The sequence below is a fragment of the Sorangium sp. So ce367 genome (assembly GCF_051520455.1).
GTDB lineage: Bacteria > Myxococcota_A > Polyangia > Polyangiales > Polyangiaceae > Sorangium > Sorangium cellulosum_B.
Genome location: NZ_CP150334.1, coordinates 7578923 through 7601023 on the forward strand (window position 1 = coordinate 7578923; position 22101 = coordinate 7601023).

Consider the following 22101-nt stretch of genomic DNA (forward strand, 5'->3'; position numbering starts at 1 on the left):
CATGGATCTTCTCAAGCGCGAGCTGGCTCCCATCCTCCCCGCCGCGTGGGACCTCATCGATCACGAGGCGACGCGCGTGCTCAAGCTGCACCTCGCCGGCCGCAAGCTCGTCGACTTCCGCGGTCCGTTCGGCTGGGAGGTCGCCGCCGTCAACACGGGCCGCCTGCGCGCGATCGAGCGGAAGGAGGGGTCCTCGGTGAGCGCGGGCGTCCGCCTCGTGCGGCCGCTCGTCGAGTTCCGCGCGCCCATCCGCCTCGAGCTCGCCGAGCTCGACGCCGTCGGGCGCGGCGCGCAGGAGCCCAACATCGAGGACGTCGTGCGCGCCGCCGAGCACGCCGCGCGCTTCGAGGACGGCGCCATCTTCAACGGGCTCGCGGCCGCCGGGATCGAAGGGATCCTGGAGGTCACGCCGCACAAGCCCGTCGGGATCCCCGCGCCGGAGGCGTGGCCGCGCGCCGTGGTGGAGGCGAGAGAGGTGCTCCGCGCCGCGGGCGTCGACGGTCCTTATGCGCTCGCGCTGGGCCCGAAGGCGTACGACGAGCTGGCCGCGGCCGCGGAGGACGGGTACCCGCTCCTCAAGCACATCGAGCGCCAGCTCATCGACGGGCCGATCGTGTGGGCGCCCGCGCTCGAAGGCGGCGTGCTCCTGAGCACGCGAGGCGGCGACTTCGAGCTGACCGTGGGGGAAGACCTGTCCATCGGCTACGACGGGCACGACAGACAGGTCGTCGAGCTCTTCCTCACCGAGAGCTTCACGTTCCGCGTGCTCGAGCGCGCCGCGGCCGTGGCGCTGCGGCGGGGCTGAAATCAGGCCCCGCGGCTACTCGGCGTCGCCGACCGCGGCGCCCTCGCCGTCCCGCAGCGACGGGATGGCGTGGCCCATCCGGAGGCGCTTCGCCTCGAGGTAGGGCGCGGAGAACGGGTTGGCCGGGACGATGGCCGCCGAGCGCGAGGCGATCCGGACGCCGAGCGCGCGGAGCGCGTCGACCTTGTCGGGGTTGTTCGTGAGCAGCCGGATCGACTCGATGCCGAGGTGCTCGATCATCGCCGCCGCGGGCTCGTAGCCGCGGGCGTCGTCGGGCAGGCCGAGGATGCGGTTCGCGTCGACCGTGTCGTGGCCGAACGCCTGGAGCTGGTACGCCCGGATCTTGTTGGCGAGCCCGATGCCGCGCCCCTCCTGCCGGAGGTAGAGCACCACGCCGAGCCCGCGGCGCCCGATCTCGGCCTGCGCCGCCTCGAGCTGCTCGCGGCAGTCGCACTTGAGGGAGCCGAACACCTCGCTCGTCAGGCACTCGGAGTGGACGCGGAGGGTCACGTCCGACCGGCCGCGCACGTCGCCCATGACGAGCGCGACGTGATCGGGAGAGAGCCCCTGCTCGGGGCTCGTCGTCCCACCGAAGTGGAACACCAACATCTGAAAGACGCCGTGCTTCGTGGGCACGGGCGCCTGGGCACGAATATCGAGCTGAGGCCGGATCGCCGTCGTCGGGACGTGCATCTCGCTCTCCTGGTGGAGGAATCCTGGGTCGCCTGTCAAGCAAGGAGCGCGCCTGGGTAGCCCGCTGCCCTGCCCTTGTCCGGCCACCCCTGAAGGTGGCGTCAATCAGGTAGCGTAAGCACCCGGCAGGAACAAGGTAAGCTCTCCAAGATGTTGCTCCAAGGACATACCTGGAGCAGCCGATCAGCTACGAGAAGCAGCAGATCAGCTTCGTCCCGGGGCGATCCCCGCCGGCACCGCCGGCCGTGAGCTAACTCACCAACGAGACGCCGCCGGACCGGCGGAGCGGCGAGGAAGCCGGGGGACCGCCGCCGCTTCGGAACCACCCTGGGGACCGAGGAGGCCGGGGGCCGCGCGCCCGCCTCAGAACCACCCGGGTTGCATCCTGGCGTACGAGTCCTCGCCGGAGCGGCAGAGCGCGGCGAGCACCTCGACCCGGGGCAGCTCCGTCGAGAGCCAGTACTGCGCCGCGCAGAGCTTGCCTTCGTAGAAGTCGGCCGGAGCGGCGCCCCTGGCGAGCCCTTCGCGGGCGGCCGCGGCCATCGCGAGCCATTGCCAGGCCACCACGACCACGGAGACGAGCTCCATGTAATCGGCGCTGTGCCGCAGCATCCGCTCGGTGTCGCCGCGTATCCCCACCTCGGCGAGCTGCACCGTCACCTCGCCGAGCAGCGCGAGCGCCGCGCCGAAGCGCTCGCCCCACGCGGGCTCGACGCCGGCCCGCTGCGCCCGGACGATCGTCTGCTGGATCTCGCCGCCGAGCGCGATGAGCGCGGCGCCGTTCCCGGCCACGACCTTGCGGCCGAGCAGGTCCAGGCCCTGGATCCCCGTCGTGCCCTCGTGGATCGCGTTGAGCTTCTGATCCCGGAGCCAGGCCTCCGGGAGGTACTCGCTCGAGTAGCCGTAGCCGCCGTGGACCTGGAGCGCGAGGGCGTTCGACTCGAAGCCCTTCTCGGCGGGGAAGGTCTTGGCGATTGGGGTGAGCAGGTCGAGGAGCCGCTGGGCGCGCTCCCGCTCCGCCGCGTCCGCGGCGTGCGCCGCGAGATCGGCGTACAGCGCGGTCGTGGAGACGAGCGCGAGGCCGCCCTCGACGATGGCCTTTTGCCGGAGCAGCATCCGGCGCACGTCGGCGTGCTCGATGATGGGCACCTGCGGCGCCCCCGGGTCCCTCGCGCCGAGCGGCCGGCCCTGCGGCCGGACGAGCGCGTAGCCGAGCGCCTCGTGGTAGGCCGCGGAGGCGGTCGCCACGGCGTTCGCGCCGACCAGGATGCGGGCCTCGTTCATCATCTGGAACATGCAGGCGACGCCCTGGTGGGGGCTGCCCACGAGGTAGCCGTGGCAGTCCCCCTTCTCGCCGAAGCTGAGCGACAGGCTGGGGAGCCCGCGCCAGCCGAGCTTGTGGATCATGCCGGCGACCTCGACGTCGTTCGGGACGAGCTGCCCGCCCTCGATCCGCCGCTTGGGCACGGCGAACAGGCTCACGCCCTTGATGCCCCGAGGCGCGCCCTCGATGCGCGCGAGCGTGAGGTGGACGATGTTCTCGGTGAGGTCGTGGTCGCCGCCCGAGATGAACATCTTCGACCCACGGACGAGGTAGTGGCCCGCGTCGGTCTTCACCGCGCTCGCCTGCACGTCGGCGAGGCTCGATCCGGCCTGGGGCTCGGTGAGCGCCATCGTCCCGGTCCACTCGCCGGCGTACATCCGGGTCATGAAGGCGGACCGCAGGGCGTCGTCGCCGAACGTCTCGATGAGGTGCGCCGCGCCGGCCGTCAGGCTGAGGTAGCCGCACGCGCTCAGGTTCGCCGCCTGCAGGTAGGCCCCCGCGAGCGCGGCGACGACGAGCGGAAGCTGCTGGCCCCCCACCGCGGCCGGCCGCGTCGCGGTGAGCACCCCGAGCTCGACCATCGGCCGGAAGACCCGCTGGATGGCGGGGTGCACCGTGATGGCGCCCCCCTCGAAGCGCGGCGGCGCCTCGTCGACCGGCCTGTAGGTCGGGAACAGCACCTCCCGCGCGAAGCGCCGGCAGCTCTGGAGGTAGAGATCGAACGTGTCGCGCGCGTGATCGGCGAAATACGGGAGCTCGCAGAGGCGCGGCGCGTCGAGCACCTCGTAGAGGAGGAATTCGACGTCGCGGTCGTTGAGGAGGGGGTTCTGGGGAGCGGTCATGGTGTCGTTCGCCGGCCTTGCCGCACGCTAGACGCCGATGAAGCGGGATGTCGAGGGCTTGTCTCGGCCACGGTCCGGCGAGCGTGGGCGGAAACGAACCGACAGGATCCGGCCGGATCTTGTCGGCGTCGGCGCCAGCGCCGAGTTAGCCCGCCCCGCCTTCGTCTCGAGTGCGTTTCTTCCAAACAGAAGGGCGGCGCCGCTGATGGAGTACGGCAAGGATCACCGCCGCCCGCTGGTCGGCTTCACCACGAAGCAGGAAGTAGATCCCATAGGGGAATCGCTTGAGCAGTGCACGGCGAGTCCCCCGCCCGACATCGGGGAACTGCGACGGGATCTCGCGGATCCGGCGGACGATGTGCCGTAGTTCATCGACGAACTGTCCGCCCAGCCCGGCCTCCTCGTCCTCGTACCATTCCGCCGCCTCCCGGATGTCCAGCTCGGCAGACGGGCGTACGATGAGCCGGATCATCGACGCGTCGCGAGGCTCGCACGAAGGTCGGCCTCAACCTCTTCCCAGGACCGGCCGGCGTCTGGCGCAGCTTCGTACTCGGCGAGCCGGCGCTCGAGCTCGGCGCTGTGCCACTCGGGTACTGGCACCTCGTCCTCCCTCGCCGCGATCCGCTCCCAGAGCGCTTGGACGTATTCGATCTGCTCGTTCACGGTGAGCTCGTCGAAGCCAGGCGGCGGGTTCTGGATGGCTCGCTCCATGATCCGCAGGATACCACAAGGGGCACGCGGCGGCGCAGCGCGTGGTTGACGCGGTCGAGAGCGAGCGGCGCCGACGGTGAGCCGCGCGCCGCGGCACCGTCACGCCGATCCGGGACCGCATCGCCTCCGGTGAACGTACGCCTGGACCCAGCGGTGGCCCTGTCGTCCGCGCGACGCGCTCCGGATTCCGACCGTGCGGCGATACGCGTCATCTCGGCGTCGAGATTGCCTTCAGCTTTCCCCCCCCAGCAGCCTGCGGGGCAAATGACTATTGGGTTCTCTGCCGTGCTCTCTGGAGTTACAAAACCTCGGGAGACAGTACCGAACCGGCTCGCACGATATCGAAGCGGAGAGCTTCGAAACCTGAGGCTCTACTGAGCGACGTCGGACCATTCCGGCCCAGCGTCGGCGAGGTGATGCATCGGCGAGTGCGTGCATTAAGAGAGGGTTGCCCTCTCCCATCGCTCCCAGAAGCCATCTCTCGACGGCCAAGGATGGTTCCGCCGCCCTCGACCGCCGTTAAGCGCGCGTCACGGCCGACCGGCCAGCAGTTCCTGCGGCGATGGATCCACGCTTTTTTTTCAAAATCGAGCGTTCGGGGGCCACACGCTCTTTGCCGTGCTTACCCGGGGTTCCTAGACTCGTGACCCATGAAACGACTTTTCTGGGTTCTGCTCGCGGCGCTGGTTTCCGTGGGCTGTGGGGACAACGACGACCCGTCGGAGGCGGGCTCGGGCGGTGAAGGAGGTGGCGGCGGCGCAGGTGGTGGCGCGGCCTGCGAAGCCGGAGGCGACGGAACACTCGACATCGAGATCGTGAGCCCGAACGACACCGGAGACGTCGCCGTGACCTCGCCGGGAGTGCCGGACGAGCGCGTGGTCTCGAGCGCGTCCCTCGACACGCCGGCGGGTGAGTACACGCTGCGCGCAGGCAGCGTGGCCGACTACCCGGAGGACGAACGCGTCGGCTTCGTCTATCGGCCCGAGGACCCGGAGCAGAGCGCCTGCGTCGCCGACGGCGCGACCACCGAGGTCACCTTCAACTACGAACTCACGCCCGGGAGCCACAAGCTCTGGTTCACCGCGCAGAACGGCGACCAGCTGGTCGGCGCGCTCGACGGCGAGGCGCTGCTCGAGTCGGGCGAGGTCACACCGAGCGTCGCGTTCCAGGGGAGCGCCGAGATCATCACCCAGGGCGCGATCGCGTTCGATGGAGCCGGCAACCTGTGGGTCTCGGCCAACGCGGGCCAGATCACCGTGCGGCTCGTCGACACGCTGGGCGAGAGCAGCGAGGCCGCCCCGGATCGCGTGCTCGACGTGTCCGAGGCGTGCGCGGGCGTCACGCCCTGCGCCGCGGGCGGTCTGGCGTTCGACGCCGCCGGCAACCTCTGGGTCGGGATCCGCGACCATTTGCTGAGGATCGACGCGGCCGATCTCGAAGGCTCAGGCGTGGTGGAGCCGTCCGTGACCATCACCGGAGACGAGATCGAGAACGTTCAAGCGCTCGCGTTCGACGGATCGGGCAACCTGTGGGTGGCGAGCGCCGAGCAGGACGCGGTGCTGATGTACGGGGCTGAGCGGCTCGCCGCGGACGGCGGGGATCCCGCCGACGTGGTGCTGAAGGCGCTCACCCCAGAGCCGGTGATCGGGCCGCTGGGCCACCCGACGGGGCTCGCGTTCGACGAGCAGGGCGCGCTCTGGGTGGGTTACTGGGGATCGAACACCATCGCGAAGTTCGAGCCCCGCGATCTCGAAGCTTCCGCGGAGCTCACCCCCGGGGTTCAGCTCGAAGTGGGGGTGCTGGCGCTTCCGGAGAGCATCGCCTTCGATCAGCAGGGGAACCTGTGGCTGCCCTCCAAGGTCGGTTCGGCGGCGGCGATCGCCAAGGCCGAGCTCGCCGCGGGCGGAGAGGTGGACGCGGGAGCCACCGTCCTGACGAGCGAGGCGCTCGGATCACTCATCGACCTCGCCTTCAACCCGCCCCCCGACTGGTCACCGATCCAGGGCCCCAAGTGAGCCCGTGGCGGCCGTGGAGCCCGGCCGCCGGAGCCGGGCAAGGCGCGCCCGCAGGTCGTCCGCGACCACGTAGAACGCCGGCACGACGAGGAGGCTGAGCGCCGTCGAGACGACGAGGCCGCCGATCACCGCCGCGGCCATCGGAGCCCTGATCTCGGCGCCGGGGCCGAGCGCCAGCGCGGACGGGACAGCAGCCATCAGCGTCGCGATCGAGGTCATCAGGATGGGGCGCAGCCGCACCGGGCCGGCGCGGAGCATCGCCGCGCGGGCGTCCATCCCCTCCCCTGCCCCCTCGCCGTGCCCGCCCTCGCGCCTCACCTCGATCGCGTGATCCACGAGGATGATCGAGTTCTTCTTCACGATCCCCATGAGCAGGAGGATCCCGATCATGCTGAAGATGTTGAGCGTGTGCCCTGTCAGGAGCAGCGCGAACGCAGCGCCCGCGATCGACAGCGGCAGGATCGTCAGCACCGTGACCGGGTGCAGAAACGAGTTGAACTGGGACGCGAGCACCATGTAGGCGACGAGGATCCCGAGCACCAGCGCGAAGAGGAGCCCGCCCATCGACTCGCGGAACGTCACGCTCGCGCCGCCCAGCACCAGGCGGTAGCCGGCCGGCAGGTCCCGGCCGAGCTCCTCGACGCGGGCCACCGCCTCGCCCTGCGAGCGCCCCGGCGCGACGTTGCCGAAGACCGAGATCGCGCGCTCGCGGTCGCGGCGCGTGATCGCCTGGAGCGCGGGGCGCTCCTCGTAGGTGACGACCGACGTCAGCGGGACCAGCGCGCCCGACGCGCTCCTCACCTGGATGCGCGCGAGATCCTCGGGCCGGCTCCGCTGCTCCGCGAGCAGGCGCGCGCGGACGTCGATGCGGCGCCCGTTGTCGTTGTACTTGGCGACGCGCCCGCCGCCGATCAGCGTGTTCAGCGTCGTCGCGATGGCCTCGACGCTCACGCCCAGATCCGCGGCGCGCGCCCGGTCGGGCACGATGCGGAGCTCGGGCATGCCGAGCTGGTAGTCGGAGTCGAGATCCACGACGACGCCGCTCTGCGCGAGCTCGGCCCGGATGCGCTCGCTGTGCTTCGTGAGCTCGTCCCAGTCGGGGCCGCGGATCGAGAACTCGACAGGGAACCCGCGCTGGGCCGTGAAGCCCGACTGCGAGAGGTCCTGGACCACGGCGCGCAGGCCGGGGTAGCCGTTCAGCTCCTTGCGGAGCGCGCCCTGGAGATCGGCCTGCGAGAGCGCCCGCTCGTCCGCCGGCTTCATCGTGACGAACAGCACGCCCGTATTCACGCCGCCCCCGCCGCCGAAGCCGCCGACGACGGCGAAGACCCGCTCCACCGCCGGGTTCGCGCCCACGGCCGCCTCGGCGCGGCGGAAGAGCCGGTCGGTCTCCTCGATGTCCGAGCCGACCGCCGTCTGGAGGCGGACAAGGAGCCGCCCCTGGTCCTGCGACGGGACGAACTCCGTCGGGAGGCGCTGCATGGCGACGATCGCGCCGGCGAAGAGGATCGCGCCGAGCAGGACGACCGCGACCGGGAACCGGAGCGCCCGGGCGAGCAGCCAGCCATAGCCGCGGGAGAGCGCCTCGAAGCCGCGATCGACGAGCCGCCCGATGCGGCCCCGGTTCTCGCGGGAGACATCGAGGATCTGCGCGCAGCGGGCGGGCGCGAGGGTGATCGCCTCCAGGTACGAGAGCAGCACGGCGATGCAGAGGGTCACGCCGAACTGGAGGAAGAACCGGCCGACCACCCCCTCCATGAAGATGATCGGGAGGAAGATCGCGACGACGGCGAGCGTCGCGGCGAGCGCCGCGAAGGTGATCTCGGCCGTGCCCTCGCGGGCGGCGCGGACGCGGTCCTTCCCCCCTTCGGCGTGCCGATGGATGTTCTCGAGCACCATGATCGCGTCGTCGACGACGATGCCGACGGCGAGCGAGAGCCCGAGCAGCGTGAAGGTGTTCAGCGTGAAGCCGAGGAAGTAGATCGCGGCGACCGTGCCGAGCAGCGACATCGGGATGGCCAGGACGACGTTGAGCGTGCTCGAGAGCGAGCCGAGGAACATCCAGCAGACGAGGGCCGTGAGCGCGATGGCCATGCCGAGCTCGAGCTCGATCTCGTGGACCGACTCCTCGATGAACTTCGTCGAGTCGAAGTTCACGCCGACCTCCATCCCCTCGGGCAGCGACTTCTGGACCTCGGCAAGCGCGGCCCGGACCCCGCGGGCGACCTCGACCGCGTTCGAGCCGCGCTGCTTCCTCACGCCGAGACCCTGGGCCGGCTCCCCGTTCACCCGGGCCAGCCGGCGGACGTCCTCGAAGCCGTCCTCGACGAGCGCGACGTCCTCCAGGTACACCGTGGCGCGCGCCGACGACGGCGGCCCCGCCGCCTGAGCGGCGCCCGGCTGGGCGGCCGCGCCGGGGTTGCCCTGGCGGAGGACGATCCGCTTGAAGGTCGCGAGATCGAGCGCCTCGCCCATCACCCGCACGTTGAGCTCCCGCCCTTCGGTCTCGATGCGGCCGGCGGGGAGCTCGATGTGCTGGCGGCGCAGGGCCTCGGTGACGTCGGCGACGGTGAGCCCGTTCGCCGCGAGTCGATCGGCGTCGATCCAGATGCGGACGTTGCGCTCGAGGTAGCCGCCGAGCGTGAGCTCGCCGACGCCGGGCACCGTCTGGAGCTTCTCCTTCAGCCGGTAACGCGCGATGTCGGCGACGAGCTGGGGAGAGAAGGGGCCGGAGAGCCCGACCCACATGATCGGCTGGTCCTCCGGGTTCGTCTTGGAGACGACGGGCGGGTCGAGGTCGAGCGGCAGCCGCCGCTGCGCCTGGGAGATCTTCGTCTGAACGTCCTGGAGCGCGACGTCGACGTCGCGCGACAGGTCGAGCTCGATGGTGACCGAGGCGCTCCCCTGGCGTGACGTCGACGTGATCGATCGGATCCCCTCGACCTGGACGGCCGCCTCCTCGAGCGGCTCGACCACGTCGTGCTCCATGATCTCGGGGGCGGCGCCCTCCAGCGTGGCGGAGATGGTGATGGTCGGGAAGTCGACGTCGGGGAACTGGCTGATGCCGATGCGCGACACGGCGACGAGGCCGAAGACGATGGTCGCGGCCATCAGCATCCAGGCGAAGACCGGCTTCCTGAGGCAGGCTTCGGTGAGGCTCACGGCACGCTCCGTGACGAGCTGGCGGGAGCGGTCAGCGGCGACGCGCCGGACGAGGCGGCGGGGGGTGACGCGCCGGACGAGGCGGGCGGTGACGCGCCGGCCGCGGGCGCGCTGGCGTCTGCGCCTCCCTCGGGGTGGTGCCCCGCGGCCTGGCCTCCCGGCACGCTGCCGGGCGCCGCGATGCGGACCTGCGCCCCCTCGCGCAACGCCTCCGCGCCGCGCGTCACGAGGAGCTCTCCCACGGAGAGGCCCGACTTGACCTCGACGCGCCCGTCGGGCGTGCGCAGCCCCAGCGAGAGCACGCGCTCGCGGGCGGTGGTGCCGTCGACCACGTACGCGAGGAACCCCCGCTCGCTCGGTCGCACGGACGTGAGTGGGATCACGGGGGCGTCGCCGCTCGCGCCCACGGGCACGGTCACCTCGGCGAAGGTGCCGGGACGGAGCAGCTCCTTGCCCTCGCCCTGCACCTCGCCGGTCACGGCGACCATGCGCGTCGCCGGATCCGCCGCGTCGGCGACGTGCGTCAGCCTGGCGCTGTAGGTCCGCGCGTCGCCCTTCACGGTGAAGCGCGCCTCCATGTCGGGCCTGACCCGCGGGGCGTCGGCGGCGGGGATCTGGAAGCGGAGCAGGAGCGGATCGCGGCGCAGGAGCGTCGCGAGCACGGTGCCGACAGGCACGTGCTGGCCGGTCTGCACGGTGCGCGTCTGGATCTTCCCCTGGATGGGGGCGCGCACGTAGGCGTCGCGCAGGTTCAGGAGCGCCTGGTCGACGGCGACCTTGGCCTCGGCGACCTGCGCGGCGGTCGTCGCCGCCCTCGAGCGCCAGGACGCGACGTCTTCCTTGCTGAAGACGCCGTCGGCGCCCTCCGCCTCGCGCCGCTCGAGCCCCGCGGCGGCCTCGGCCTGGGTGGCGGTCATCCGATCGAGCGTCGCGCGCGCCGCGCGGACGGCGAGGTTGTACCGGGCCGGGTCGATCTCGACGAGCACCTGCCCTGCCTTGACCTCGGCGCCCTCCATGAACCGCACCGCCTCGACGACGCCGGCGACGCGCGCGGTGAGCTGCACCTGCTCGAACGCCTCGACCGCCCCGACAGCCGGCACGGCGTACTCGACCCGCTCCGCCGCGACGGGCACGACCTCGACCGGGAAGCTGAGCCCCTGCTTCGCGGGTTTGCGCCCCTGCTCGGGCGAGGCCTCCCCGCCCTTCTTGCACGCCGGAGATCCGAGGAAGACAAGCCCCGCCACCAGGGCGAGCGCGGCCACGCGAATCGGTTGGAGCACCATCTAGGTGGAGGAGTAGCGCAACTTGAGCCGCTGTGCGCGGGGCCGAGCGGGGTGACCGATCACAAACCCCGCCGATCCAGCACAAAGCCACGCACTGCCGCGCAGGACAGACAGTCCGTACAGTCCTGCAGACAGCAGGGATGCTGACCCACGAGCCCGGCGTGAAACCAGCGACGACGGGCGAGCTGACACGAACTGGCGGAGACGACGATGAAAGACCTGGTCAACGACATGACCGAACGATTTCTGCGCGATGCCGGCATCGCTCCCGGCATGCGCGTCCTCGACGTGGGGTGCGGCCGAGGCGACGTGAGCTTCATGGTGGCCCGCATCGTCGGCGAAGAAGGTTGTGTGCTCGGGGTAGACCGCGATCCCGCGCCCATCGCGGTCGCTCGCCGGCGAGCCGCCGAGCTGGGACTCCGCCGCGTCGCCTTCGAAGAGCGGGACCTCGGCGCGCTCTCCCCCACCGCCGAGCGCTTCGATGCCGCCGTCGGCAGGAGGGTGCTCATGTACCAGCCGGATCCTGTCGCTGCGGTCCGTGCGATGGCCGGTGCCGTGCGCGCCGGCGGCCTGATCCTGCTCCAGGAGAACGACCCGACGATGGGCCAGGGCAGCCTCGTGCCCATGGATCTGCACCGCCAGGTGCACCAGTGGATCTGGCGTACCGTCGAGCGTGAGGGCGCGAGCCTCCACATGGGATTCCAGATGCCGAGCGTCTTTGAAGAAGCGGGCCTGACCGTGCAGTTCGTGAGGGCCGAGGCCATCGTGCAGACGGCGAAGATCCAGCATCAGCTCGCGTTGATCGTTCGCGCGATGCTCCCGCGGATCGTGCAGCAAGGCGTGGCGTCGGAGGCCGAGGTCGACGTGGACACCCTGGAAGAACGTCTCGCTGCCGAACGGACGAAGGCCAATACCACCTTCGTCGGCGACCTCGTCTTCAGCGTGTGCGGCCGGACACCGTCTCCTGGGTGAGCGAGCGTCCCTTGCTCTGCGCTTCGGCGCGCCACGCCGCCGGCGTCGCCCCGTGCTCTCTACGGAACATGCGGATGAAGTGCGTCGCGTCCGCGTAGCCGACGCGCTCGGCGACGATCTCGACCCTCTCGTCGGAGTGGAGGAGGATGCGGCGAGCCTCCGCCATTCTCCCGGCGACGATCCACTCGACAGCGCTCCGGCCCGTCGCCCGAGAGAGCGCCGTCGTCACGTACGCCGGGCTCCGCCCCACGGATCGCGCGACGTCCTTCAGCGAGAGCGGCCGGAGGCAGTTTCGCTCGATGAAGCGAAGGGCATCGACGACGACTCCCGGCGATGGCGAGGCAGGGTGTTGCGAGCGCGCGGCCTGCTGAACCTCGTTGAGGATGAGCACAAGGAGGCTCCGCTGGACGACGTCAGGAGCGCTGCCATCCCACGATCCCGTCGCGCGCGTCAGCTCGCGGAGGAGCATGTCGATGTGCGCGTGACGATCCGCGCTCACCCGAACGACGGGGGATGCGCCGGCGCGCACGCGCTCGAACGGCTCGAGCAAGCTGCCCGCCTCCTCGGCGGCCAAGCAGGGGACACAGAAGCCAACGCCGATCCACTCCGGGGCGGCCTTCTCGATCGAGCGGTGCGGTTGTCCGGCAGGCACGAGGAGGACGTCTCCAGCTTCGATCTTCCATCGACCGCGCTGCTCGATCCGAGAAGAGCCGCTCGTGTAGAACGCCAGCGCGGCGAAGGCGTGGGTCATGGACGCCCGCATGACCGGCTGCACCGGTGAGGGTTGCCGGCAGCAGAAGATCGCTCGGCCCCCACCAACAAGGTCTTCTCGCTGGATCGCCGACGCGGGGGGCATGAGCGCCATGATGACATCGGCGGCAGCAGGAGGCGAGCGCCGGCGCTCTCCGTCGAGCAGGCTACTGGATTGTAAGGAGCTCTTCCCTGCGCTGCGCCAGCGAAAGGCCAGCGAAGTTCTGTCGGGCCCGACCTGCGCGCGCCTGCCGGACGGAGCTACGGCGTCAGCGTCATCCGCATCTTGTAAGTCTGCATGCCGAACATCACGCCAGCCGGGTCGGCAGGATCGATGGTCCCGTCCCGACCGCGGCTCAAGCGCACGAAGGCCTGACAGCCCTCGGCGGGAAGCCCCGTGGGGTACGAGCCTTCGGGAACGATGAACGAGCCGGTGTCGTCCACCTCCCCCGACGAGTCGTCCCAGGATACGTCGTCCAGACAAGGACCCGGCTCATCGAAGCTGACAGGCCCGATGGACCACCTCATCATGTCGTCCTTGCCCAGCGGCTCCCACGAGAGCACGAGATCCTCGCCGGAGCCGAGGCTGAACACGCTCTCCGGCTCGGGAGACGTGAGCTCCGAGAGCTCGGGCATCACGATCTCCCAGCCGTCGAGGTCGTTGAACCGCGCGCGGATCGCGCGGCCCGGCTCGGCGTGCTTGAGATAACCGCGGCACTTGGCGGCGATGAGATCGTCGTCCGGATTGCTGTCATGCCACCAGTAGCAGGCGAGCTCCGCCTCCTCCGCGTCGTTGCTCACGACGAACCTGTCGGGGAGGTACTCCCCGTCCCCGGGGTCTCGGACGCCGAACGCGCTGCTGACGTCCACCTTCCGGACGAAGGCCTCCGCTTCGCCGAGGTACTCGACGCCATCGCGGACGATCGGCACGTTGTATCCGTAGACCCGGACGACGACCGCCTCGTCCTCCGCCAGGGGCCGATACTCGTCCGGGCCACACGCTGCCCCGGAGAGACCCAGGAAGGCGATCAAAGCCAGCCACGCAATGCCTCTCATGATATCCTCCACGCTCCTATGTCATTGCAAGAGACGGCTGCGCTGCGCGAGGGCAACCTGTGCGCCTTCTCTGTGAAAAAAGCTACGGTTTCAGCGTGATCCGTACCTCATAAGACTGGCGCGCGAAGATCGAGCCTCTCTGCACGCCGGGATCGATGGTCCCGCGGCGGCCGCGGTCGAACCGCAGGAGAGCCTGACACCCGTCGGGGGGAAGACCCGTGGGATACGAATCCCGGGGAACGACGAACGCCCCGGTGTCGTCCATGGCCCCATCCGAACGGTACCACGCTACGTCATTCACACACGGCCCTGGGTCGTCGAAGCTGGCGGGTCCGAGAGACCATCCCATCCGGTCGTCCGTGCCCAGCGGCTCCCACGAGAGTGCCAGATCCTCGCCGGCGCTGAGGCTGAACTCGCTGTCCTGCTCGGGAGACGTGAGCTTCGAGAGCTCGGGCATCACGACCTCCCAGCCGTCGAACTCGTTGAAGGTGGCGCGGATCGCACGACCGGGCTCGGCCTGGACGAATTGACCGCGACAGAAGGTCGCGATGAGGTCGTCCTCCGGATAGCTGTCCTCGTAGAGGACGCAACGGAGCGTGGTCTCCTCGAGGCCGTTGTTCACGACGAACCTGTCGGGGAGATATTCCCCGTCGTCGTGCTTCCGGATACCGAACGCATTGGGATTGTCCGTCTTCCAGACGTAGCCCTCCACCTCGCCCCGGTACGTGACGCCATCGCGGACGAGGGGCGGCTCGAACCCGTAGACGTCGATGCGAACGGCGTCGTTCTCCGCGAGCGGCCGGTACTCGTCCGGCGCGCACGCCACTCCCGAAAGGCCCAGCGCCGCGATCACGACCGGCCTCGCCATATTGCTCATGATATTCGCCTCGCTCCCGTGCTTTTTGAGGAAGACGGCGACGATGCCCCTTCCGCTCAGGGGAGCCCCTCCGGGCAAGGAGGGCAGTCACCACCACAATCTCTACCTATTTCCCTACCGTTCTGGCGGTCGTCGTCGCACCTCGCCGGCTGGCATCTGCCCCCGAAGCACACCTTCGTCAGGCAATCCTCGGCTTCGATGCACTTCTCTCCAGCCGCGCAGGAACGGCAGTTGGCTCCACAATCGACGTCGGACTCGTGCGCGTTCTGGACGCCGTCGCTGCACGTGGCGTAGCTGCATCGGTCATCGAAGCCGCACACCCCGGTATTGCAGTCCTCTCCCGTGCTACACGGGAACGTCGGGAGACACGGTTCGCAAAGACCACCGCAGTCCACATAGGACTCGCCGTTGTCTGCATCGAGCTCGCCGTTGTCGCAAGCAAGAGGCACGCACTTGCCGATCGGGGAGCAGTACTTGGAAGGGTCCCCGCAGTCTGGATCCGACAGGCACTCGACCAAGCTTAGCTGGCCATTGCACAGCCCCGAGCCGTCAGGGGCCGGACCTCGCCGGGTCGGCACCGTGACCGGTTGCGTGATATCGCAGAGGTCATCCGAACAAGGGTTACCGTCTTCCGGCACGTCGTCCGGCGCGGGCACGACGACCTTCTGCCCGTCCCTGTTGCACGCGATCGTCGTGCAGTCGCCGGGATACTGGCCGCGGTACTCCCCCAGCTCCCGCTGGCACTTGCCATCAACGCACTTCACCGTGCCACACGCGGGGTCCGGCGGGTTGCGGCAGTCGTACTCGGTCACGCACTCGGAGCGCTCCGGCAGAGGCGCAGGAGCCTCACCCGAGCACGCAATCCAAAGCGCGGCCATGGGGAGCATAGCGCCAGCGGCGAAGAGGTGCTTGCTCGTGATCATGTTGCCTTTCTTCATGGCTCTCTGCCTGAGATGTGCAGTGGGCACGCAATGGGGCAGCTCGCGCCGCAGTCGATGCCTGGCTCGGCACCGTTCTTCACTCCATCATCGCACGTCGGGGCACGGCACGTGCCGTCCGTGCACACGCCGCTCTTGCAGGACGCGTGAGCGTCGCACCGCCGACCGGCAGCGCAGGCGGGGCACGACGGCGCGCCGCAGTCGACGTCGGTCTCGGCGCCGTTCTGAATTCCATCGCGGCAGCTCGTCTCCTCGCACAGCCTGTCCGAGCCACACGCGCCCGCGATGCAGTCGCTGTCGACCGCGCACGGTTGTCCTGCCCTGCATGGCTGGCACAGGCCGCCGCAGTCCCGCGCCGTCTCGCCCGAGGCGTCATCGAAGATGCCGTTGTCGCACCACTCGAGGACGCACGTGCCCGATGTCGAGCAGGCGTACGAGGGGGTCCCGCAGTCCTCGTCGTGAATGCATGCGACCCGGTGCCCTTCGCCATCGCAGTACCCGGAGCCCTCTTCAGCCTCTCCTGCTGCCCTCGGATGGTGTACGCTGACCCCCTGCACGCATGTGTCGATCGTGCACTCGTTGCCGTCGTTGAACGCGTCACTGTCGTTGAGCTCGGCGACCACCCGCCCTGCCTCGTCGCACCGCAGGGTCACGCAATCGCCGGTCCGCTGGTTCGGGATTTCGTCTGGTAAGGCCAGCCGGCAGACCTCCGCTTCGCATACGGCCTCGCCGCACCGCGGGTCGACGGGCTTCGGGCAATCCTCGGCTGTGTAGCACAGCACGACGTTGCACTCGCTGATGGGCCGACATTCCCGCTTGCAGGAATCGCCCTCTACCTCCCTGGCGCCGGGCTCGCAGCAGCTCTCCTCCTCCGGGTCCGAGCACCTGCAGCGACCGTCGATGCACTGCGCGCCGCTCAGCTTGGGCTGGCAGTCTGCCGTTGAGTCGCACAAAGGCTCCTGTTCCACATCGACATAGGGGTCACCGCTGCAGGCCGCCCAGAGTAAGCCCCCCAGGAACACTGTGCCGAACGCGCACAGCCCGCGCCTCCATCTTCGAGCCATATATCAGGCATCCTCATCCAGGGGATCGCGGAGATCCGGGCCAGTCGTCGAACGACGCGTGTCGTTCGCATTGCGATCTAGGCCCCCGAATTCTCCGCCCAAATGAACTACCCTTTCAGAACATTGAACTCGGCTCCGCTCCCCGGAGCACGCCTCTGCCAAGGCCGAGCGCTACCACGAGAACGAGAGTCCCACGCCGGGGGCGCTCCCCACGGCCCCTACGCGGACCTTTGCCTGTGGCGCGAGCAGGAACCCCGCGGTCACGGCGCCGCCGGCCGAAAGACCCGCACCGACGAAGGCGCCCACCGACAGGGCCGTGAACGTCTTCGTGCGCCCGTCGGCGTCGGCATACGCGTCGCAGGCAGGGAGCCCCGGCCGGCAATGGAAGACCTCCCAGCGCGCCCGGACGAAGGCGGCGTCTCGCTCCCCGGCAGCGTCGTTGGCCTCCAAGAGCGAGAGCGCCCCGACGGTGGCTAGGGCGGCCGACGTGGTCGCCAGCGCGCCCACGGTCCACCACTGGAGGGCGGGGTTGCGCGTGGAAGGAAGCGACGCCGCGACGGGCCGCGAGCGCACCTTGCTCACCGGAGGACGCGCGGGCGCTTCGGCTCGGGCGCGCGGGAACGTCAGCCAGACGGTCCTCTCGCCGCCCGCTCCGACCGCGGCCACATGCTCACGCTGTGCCCCGGCGAGCTGTCCGCTCACGCGGTGCTGGCCGGGAGTGACGTACACGGGTCGCGGGAGCGGGGACACGCCGACCTGCCGCCCGTCCACGAGCACGGCCGCGCCGGGCTCGCTCACGCGCACGTCGAGCGCGCCGACATGCCGCCGTGCTTCCGCGAAGTCGGCCCGCGCGAGCTCGTAGCTCTCCTTGAAGCCCGGCGGCACCCAGATCTTCGGGGCGTCGGGGGTGCCGACCATGTCGAAGTAGATCGAGAGGAACTCCGCCGCCCTCTCGAAGTCGTGCAGCCTGAACGACAGCATCCCCACGCGGAACGCGTCGGAGGCGCTCTTCGTGAGCCCCCACAGCGTCAGGTGGATGTCGCGCGCGTCCGCGAGCCTCCCCTCGTCCAGGAGCCGCTTCGCCTCGTCGAGCATCTCCCGCTCCGGCCCGGTCGGCGGCGGCCGCCGCGGGAGCGGCGCTGCCGCCGCCGGCGCTGGGCAGGTGAGCAGCAGCAGGACCGCGGTGATCGGGCTGAAAAGCGGGAGTCGCATGGTCTTGTCTTCCGGGAGTCCTCCGCGCGGCGAGGTCGCCCTGCAGAGCTCGCGAGGGCGCCGCAGGCACGGCGCGCCTCGGGCTCAGGGTCGAGGACCTGGCACGGGAGCTCGAGCAACGCGCTCTCTCGATTTCCAGCGCCTCTCCTACCAGAGATCACCGCACGGTTGCGCTCGAAACGCTCGACATCAACAGAAGATGTGAGAACGAACGACACGACAAGAACGCGCCAGGATCAGCACAACTCATTGCGTTTATCGAACAAAAATTCTCACATCAGATGAGATTTCGCTCCAAATATCTAGACCGTGTTCTCAAGCTGGGCCGGCTGACGCCCGAGATCACCGAACAGCTGCGTTCGAACCACTCAGTATGTAGGCTGGACACCAGAAAGAGCGCATTCCATTGCATCTATCGAAACAAATTTCTCATGCTTGATGAGCGAAGGCTCAGAAAAATTCTCAACCTGGGTCAGCCGACGCGCCGCCGCTCCTCAACCTGGGTGAGCTGGCGCCTCAACCTGAGCTGGCGCCTCCGCCTCAACGTGGGTGAGCTGGCGGGGAGAGCTGACGGCTCCTCAACCTGGGTGAGCCGACGCTCCAGAAATTCCCAGCCTGGATGAGCTGACACAGGGTGGCCGACCCTGCGGCCCCTCAACCAGCCGCCGGAAGCCCCGCGCCGACGTTACAGCCGCGCCGGGATCGGGCGGACCGGCGCTCCGCTAGCTGGACGCCCGGTCCCCGGCCCAGCCGCCTGGCGAGGCCGCGACGAGGCCGTCGCGCCCGCCGCCCTTCCGCGCTCGCCCTGGGGCGGCGCCGGTCTATACCATGGGGACATGCGCCCCACCGTGCTCCTCTGGGACATCGACGGCACCCTGCTCTCCACCGGCGGCGCAGGCCGGCGCGCCATGGAGCTCGCGTTCGCCCGGTACGCCGACCGGCGCGACGCGTGCGAGGCGTTCTCGTTCGCCGGCATGACCGACCGGGCCATCATCCGGACAGGGCTCGAGACGGTCGGGCGCGAGGCCACGGAGGACGCCATCGACGCGCTCCTCGCGATCTACGTCGAGATCCTCGCGCAGGAGATGTCGCTCGCCGGCGACACCCGGGTCCACGTCGGCGTCATCGAGGCGCTCGACGCCGCCGCCCGGCGCGCGAAGTGCGCCATCGGCCTCGGCACGGGGAACGTCCGCGCCGGGGCGCAGGCGAAGCTCACGCGGGTCGGCATCTACGAGCGGTTCGCGTTCGGCGGCTTCGGCTGCGATCACGAGCGCCGCGACGAGCTCCTGCGCATCGGCGCGGCGCGCGGGGCGGCGATGCTCGAGGCGCCGCTCGAGGCGTGCCGCGTCGTCGTCATCGGCGACACCCCGAAGGACATCGCGGCAGCCCGCGCGATCGGCGCCGAGTCGATCGCCGTGGCCACCGGCACCTACGCCCTCGCAGAGCTCGCCGCATGCGCCCCGACCCACAGCTTCACCGATCTCCGGGCGAGGGGCGCGCTCGAGGCGCTCCTCGGCTGAGATCCGAGCTCTCTCGACGAAGCGAGACGAGCGGCCGCCTGACCGCTGCGGCGCCGATGCGGCAGCGTATCTCTGCGAGATCACGCCAGCGGTGTTCTGATCCTCCGGAAGAGGATCAGAGAAGGCGACAGGTTCTCTGACGCATAGCGCGGCGAGCGCGAGGCTCAGTAGCGGCTGAACAGGTCCTCCGGCGTCGACGGGCGCAGGCCAGACTCCCTGCTCCCAGGGACCGACTTGGACGCGTTCGTCGGCGGCTTGCCCGGCGAGGCCGGTGCCGACGCGCTCGAGACGGGAGCGGCCACGACGGGCGCATTGCCGGATGGCGTCACCGCCGTCGGCGGCGCCGGAGCCAGCGTGGGCAGCGGCGAGCTCGGTTCAGGGATCGCCTCGCGCGCTGTCGCGAGCGGCGCGGCGGCTGCCGTGCTCGGCTCGGAGGCCGTCGAGATCGCGGCGGCGATGCCCGCCGTGGCTGGCTCGTCCGCGCTCGACGCGGGCTGCGAGAGCCAGAGCGCCGCGCCTGCGAGCGTCCCGACCCCCAGCGCAATCCCGGCGGCGAGCGGCTTGCGGCGCGCCCTCGGCGGCAGCGAGGTGACGGCAACTCCGGTCGATGTCGCGGCGAATCGCCCGCGATCCGGGTCAGCGCCGTGCTCCGGGGCCTCGGTCATCCCGGGTGCGGCCCCCGTTCCCGGGATGGCTGACGGCGCCTCGGGCGCGGGAGGCGAGCCCCGGCCCGCGCGCGACGAGGGAGGCGAGCTCGCGGCAGCCGCCACGCGGGCGCCGCACAGCGGCACGCCGAACACCTCGCCGAGCGCGCTCACCGCGTCCGTGGCCCGGCGGAAACGCGCCGCGGGCTCGAGCGCCGTGGCCCGCGCGAACCACGCGTCGAAGCCGGGCGGCAACGTCACCCCCAGCGAGCGCGCGCGCTGCACCGGCGGCTCCTGCGGGCCGCGGACCGCCAGCATCGCGAACGCGAACACGTCGCTGGCCTCGTTCGCCTCGGGATCCCAGTACGGGAATCCCACCAGCAGCGTGTACGCCATCATGCCCAGCGCATGGATGTCGGCCGCGCTGGTGAGCCTCTTGCCGACCTGGAACTGCTCGGGAGCCATGTAGAGCGGCGTGCCGAGGCTGCGCGTGGCGCCGGCCGCGGTGGCGCCCTCGGCGACGAGCTTCGCGACGCCGAAGTCGAGGACCTTCACGCGGATCGAGCCGTCCTCGCGCTGCGACAGGAAGAGGTTCGCGGGCTTGAGGTCGCGGTGCACGACGTTCGCCGCGTGGGTCCGGTCGAGGGCCAGCGCAGCCTGGTGGAGGTAGGTCACGACGTCGGCCGGCGGGAAGCGGCTCGTGCGCTTGAGGCGCTCGCCGAGCTCCTCGCCGCGGAGCAGCTCCATGACCAGGAAGGGCATGCCCGTCGCCTCGTCGACGCCCGCGTCGAAGACGTCGACGATGTGCTCGCACTCGATCGTCGCCGTGATGCACGCCTCGAGCTTGAAGCGCTCGCGCATCTCCTCGCTCTGGAAGAGGTGCGCGTGCATGACCTTCAGCGCCCGCCGGCGCTCGGTCGCGATGTGCGTCACCTCGTGGATGGCCCCCATCGCGCCGGTGGCGATGAGGCGCACGACGCGGTAGCGGCGGGCGAAGACGATCCCCTCGGCCAGCATAGTCGACACGATCGCCAAGCGTCGTTTAGGGTGCTCTCCCGGTCAAGGCGCCTCGGTGAAAAGGTTCGTCGAGACAGGTGTTTACGACAGACCACGACGGAGCACGACGGATCGCGACGATCCGGAGCGCGTCAAAAACGCCCTTGCGCGCCGAGGACCGTTCCCGACGGCCCCACCTGAAGCACGGTTCCGCGGATCCACATCGTGCCAGAGGGGCTCGCGGGCGCGGCCCGGCCGGGGGCTGTCAAGCCGAGCACCGCCGCCGCGCCGAGCGCCGTGAGCCCCACACCGAAGCTGACGGTGCTCACCAGAGCCATCGTGTTCCCGCTCTGCGCGGCGTCGAGCCCTGTCGCGTCGCAGCTCTTCGGATTGCTGGCCTGGATAGCGCTGCCGCAGTGCTCGCTGACGACCGACCTCTTGCCGATCACGAGCGCGCCCATCACCCCGCCGGCCACGAGCCCTGCCACGCCAAGCCCGCCTGTCACGTAAGTCGCCGCCCGCCAGCCCTTCGCGGCTGTCGCCGCCGCCGGGGCGGTCTGCGCGGTCGGCGCCTTGTTCTGGGTCGTGGCCGGGGACGTCGCCAGCGCCGGCGGCTGCGCGGGGGCGTCGGGCGCCGGCGCGAGCTTGATCTCCAGCGTCAGCGCCTTCGTCTCGCCCTCGGCGATCGTGACGCGTTGTTCCCACGCGGGCCCTCCGGGCGCCCGGGTCGACGTGCGATGTTCCCCCGGATCGACCGGCAGCGCGACGCCCAGCGAGGCCGGCCCAAGCGGGCTGCCGTCGCGCAGCACGACAGTGCCTGGCGGCGCTCCTTCCGGCAGGGCGAGCGAGAGCCTCGGCACGCGCGGCGCGAGCCGCTCGCGCTCGTCTCTCGCCACCTTCGGTCGATGTCCTTGACGGGCCCTTTGCGCCGGCGACATCCGCTCCACCCAGGCAAGGTAATTCCCGAGCTGCGTCACCGCCGTCGCGACGCGGCCCCACCGCGACTCGCACATGGCGAGCGTGAACAGCGTGCCCGGCTGGGGATCGAGCTGCTCGCTCTCGGCGAGCGCCGTGCAGCCGGCCTCGTATTTCCCTGCCCCCATGTCGGCGAGCCCTCGATTGAAGAGCTCCTCTGCGGCCGCGGCGTCCTGCGCTCCAGCGGGCGCGGCGAGCGAGAGCGAGCCGAGGGCCATGAGGACTTGCGTGGACCGGCGGAACCAAAGCGTCATGTTCTGTC

Annotated in this window: 18 protein-coding genes; 4 read left to right on the forward strand and 14 right to left on the reverse strand. The window is 70.4% G+C overall.

Annotation, left to right across the window (positions count from 1 at the left end; translation table 11 throughout):
* Window position 1 precedes the first annotated feature (1 nt).
* Complete coding sequence (locus tag WME97_RS28680; protein WP_437542027.1) at window positions 2–805, forward strand: family 1 encapsulin nanocompartment shell protein; 804 nt, start codon at window positions 2–4, stop codon at window positions 803–805.
* A gap of 15 nt (window positions 806–820) precedes the next feature.
* Here WME97_RS28680 and ribA read toward each other — a convergent pair whose 3' ends face one another.
* The 4 genes from ribA to WME97_RS28700 all read right to left on the reverse strand — a co-directional run bounded on the left by ribA (window position 821) and on the right by WME97_RS28700 (window position 4375).
* A complete protein-coding gene (gene ribA / locus WME97_RS28685) occupies window positions 821–1498 on the reverse strand; it encodes a GTP cyclohydrolase II (protein WP_437521655.1) in 678 nt (225 codons plus the stop codon).
* Between the two features lie 363 nt (window positions 1499–1861).
* Window positions 1862–3664: an acyl-CoA dehydrogenase gene (locus WME97_RS28690; RefSeq protein WP_437542029.1), complete on the reverse strand. Its 1803-nt coding sequence runs from the start codon at window positions 3662–3664 to the stop codon at window positions 1862–1864.
* Window positions 3665–3809: 145 nt separating this feature from the next.
* Window positions 3810–4136, reverse strand: coding sequence for a type II toxin-antitoxin system RelE/ParE family toxin (locus tag WME97_RS28695; protein WP_437542031.1), 327 nt, complete (start codon window positions 4134–4136; stop codon window positions 3810–3812).
* Window positions 4133–4375 carry an addiction module protein gene (locus WME97_RS28700; protein WP_437542033.1) on the reverse strand — a complete coding sequence of 81 codons (243 nt, stop codon included), beginning with the start codon at window positions 4373–4375 and terminating at the stop codon, window positions 4133–4135. Before WME97_RS28700 ends, WME97_RS28695 begins: the two co-directional genes overlap by 4 nt.
* A gap of 650 nt (window positions 4376–5025) precedes the next feature.
* On the opposite strand from WME97_RS28700, the gene WME97_RS28705 reads away from it, so the two are divergent.
* On the forward strand, window positions 5026–6390 hold the full coding sequence (locus tag WME97_RS28705) for a Vgb family protein (protein WP_437542035.1): 1365 nt from the start codon (window positions 5026–5028) through the stop codon (window positions 6388–6390).
* Here WME97_RS28705 and WME97_RS28710 read toward each other — a convergent pair.
* Window positions 6367–9552 carry an efflux RND transporter permease subunit gene (locus WME97_RS28710; RefSeq protein WP_437542036.1) on the reverse strand — a complete coding sequence of 1062 codons (3186 nt, stop codon included), beginning with the start codon at window positions 9550–9552 and terminating at the stop codon, window positions 6367–6369. The two genes, WME97_RS28705 and WME97_RS28710, sit on opposite strands and share 24 nt — an antisense overlap.
* Window positions 9549–10835 carry an efflux RND transporter periplasmic adaptor subunit gene (locus WME97_RS28715; RefSeq protein ID WP_437542038.1) on the reverse strand — a complete coding sequence of 429 codons (1287 nt, stop codon included), beginning with the start codon at window positions 10833–10835 and terminating at the stop codon, window positions 9549–9551. Before WME97_RS28715 ends, WME97_RS28710 begins: the two co-directional genes overlap by 4 nt.
* 210 nt (window positions 10836–11045) lie before the next feature.
* On the opposite strand from WME97_RS28715, the gene WME97_RS28720 reads away from it, so the two are divergent.
* On the forward strand, window positions 11046–11807 hold the full coding sequence (locus WME97_RS28720; protein WP_437542040.1) for a methyltransferase domain-containing protein: 762 nt from the start codon (window positions 11046–11048) through the stop codon (window positions 11805–11807).
* On the opposite strand, the gene WME97_RS28725 is transcribed toward WME97_RS28720, so the two are convergent.
* From WME97_RS28725 to WME97_RS28750, 6 genes are all read right to left on the reverse strand, one after another.
* Window positions 11773–12558 carry a helix-turn-helix domain-containing protein gene (locus WME97_RS28725; protein ID WP_437542042.1) on the reverse strand — a complete coding sequence of 262 codons (786 nt, stop codon included), beginning with the start codon at window positions 12556–12558 and terminating at the stop codon, window positions 11773–11775. The genes WME97_RS28720 and WME97_RS28725 overlap by 35 nt on opposite strands.
* Before the next feature lie 260 nt (window positions 12559–12818).
* Window positions 12819–13613 carry a hypothetical protein gene (locus WME97_RS28730; protein WP_437542044.1) on the reverse strand — a complete coding sequence of 265 codons (795 nt, stop codon included), beginning with the start codon at window positions 13611–13613 and terminating at the stop codon, window positions 12819–12821.
* Between the two features lie 82 nt (window positions 13614–13695).
* On the reverse strand, window positions 13696–14568 hold the full coding sequence (locus tag WME97_RS28735; RefSeq protein ID WP_437542046.1) for a hypothetical protein: 873 nt from the start codon (window positions 14566–14568) through the stop codon (window positions 13696–13698).
* A complete protein-coding gene (locus WME97_RS28740; protein WP_437542048.1) occupies window positions 14547–15428 on the reverse strand; it encodes a hypothetical protein in 882 nt (293 codons plus the stop codon). Before WME97_RS28740 ends, WME97_RS28735 begins: the two co-directional genes overlap by 22 nt.
* Window positions 15425–16081, reverse strand: coding sequence for a hypothetical protein (locus WME97_RS28745; RefSeq protein ID WP_437542050.1), 657 nt, complete (start codon window positions 16079–16081; stop codon window positions 15425–15427). The genes WME97_RS28740 and WME97_RS28745 overlap by 4 nt, the downstream gene beginning before the upstream one ends.
* A 582-nt stretch (window positions 16082–16663) precedes the next feature.
* Window positions 16664–17704, reverse strand: a complete 1041-nt coding sequence (locus WME97_RS28750; RefSeq protein WP_437542051.1) for a hypothetical protein — start codon at window positions 17702–17704, stop codon at window positions 16664–16666.
* Window positions 17705–18540: 836 nt separating this feature from the next.
* Between WME97_RS28750 and WME97_RS28755 the strand changes: the two genes are divergently transcribed.
* Complete coding sequence (locus WME97_RS28755; protein ID WP_437542053.1) at window positions 18541–19224, forward strand: HAD family hydrolase; 684 nt, start codon at window positions 18541–18543, stop codon at window positions 19222–19224.
* Between the two features lie 164 nt (window positions 19225–19388).
* Here WME97_RS28755 and WME97_RS28760 read toward each other — a convergent pair whose 3' ends face one another.
* Complete coding sequence (locus WME97_RS28760) at window positions 19389–20885, reverse strand: serine/threonine protein kinase (RefSeq protein ID WP_437555521.1); 1497 nt, start codon at window positions 20883–20885, stop codon at window positions 19389–19391.
* A gap of 131 nt (window positions 20886–21016) precedes the next feature.
* Window positions 21017–22093 carry a hypothetical protein gene (locus WME97_RS28765; protein ID WP_437542055.1) on the reverse strand — a complete coding sequence of 359 codons (1077 nt, stop codon included), beginning with the start codon at window positions 22091–22093 and terminating at the stop codon, window positions 21017–21019.
* Window positions 22094–22101 lie beyond the last annotated feature (8 nt).

Coding starts and splice junctions, on each gene's coding strand:
- WME97_RS28725 (WP_437542042.1), bottom strand. CDS start 12,558: ATGACCCACGCCTTCGCCGCGCTGGCGTTCTACACGAGCGGCTCTTCT.
- WME97_RS28690 (WP_437542029.1), bottom strand. CDS start 3,664: ATGACCGCTCCCCAGAACCCCCTCCTCAACGACCGCGACGTCGAATTC.
- WME97_RS28680 (WP_437542027.1), top strand. CDS start 2: ATGGATCTTCTCAAGCGCGAGCTGGCTCCCATCCTCCCCGCCGCGTGG.
- WME97_RS28750 (WP_437542051.1), bottom strand. CDS start 17,704: ATGCGACTCCCGCTTTTCAGCCCGATCACCGCGGTCCTGCTGCTGCTC.
- WME97_RS28730 (WP_437542044.1), bottom strand. CDS start 13,613: ATGAGAGGCATTGCGTGGCTGGCTTTGATCGCCTTCCTGGGTCTCTCC.
- ribA (WP_437521655.1), bottom strand. CDS start 1,498: ATGCACGTCCCGACGACGGCGATCCGGCCTCAGCTCGATATTCGTGCC.
- WME97_RS28755 (WP_437542053.1), top strand. CDS start 18,541: ATGCGCCCCACCGTGCTCCTCTGGGACATCGACGGCACCCTGCTCTCC.
- WME97_RS28740 (WP_437542048.1), bottom strand. CDS start 15,428: ATGAAGAAAGGCAACATGATCACGAGCAAGCACCTCTTCGCCGCTGGC.
- WME97_RS28715 (WP_437542038.1), bottom strand. CDS start 10,835: ATGGTGCTCCAACCGATTCGCGTGGCCGCGCTCGCCCTGGTGGCGGGG.
- WME97_RS28760 (WP_437555521.1), bottom strand. CDS start 20,885: ATGCTGGCCGAGGGGATCGTCTTCGCCCGCCGCTACCGCGTCGTGCGC.
- WME97_RS28705 (WP_437542035.1), top strand. CDS start 5,026: ATGAAACGACTTTTCTGGGTTCTGCTCGCGGCGCTGGTTTCCGTGGGC.
- WME97_RS28695 (WP_437542031.1), bottom strand. CDS start 4,136: ATGATCCGGCTCATCGTACGCCCGTCTGCCGAGCTGGACATCCGGGAG.
- WME97_RS28720 (WP_437542040.1), top strand. CDS start 11,046: ATGAAAGACCTGGTCAACGACATGACCGAACGATTTCTGCGCGATGCC.
- WME97_RS28765 (WP_437542055.1), bottom strand. CDS start 22,093: ATGACGCTTTGGTTCCGCCGGTCCACGCAAGTCCTCATGGCCCTCGGC.
- WME97_RS28700 (WP_437542033.1), bottom strand. CDS start 4,375: ATGGAGCGAGCCATCCAGAACCCGCCGCCTGGCTTCGACGAGCTCACC.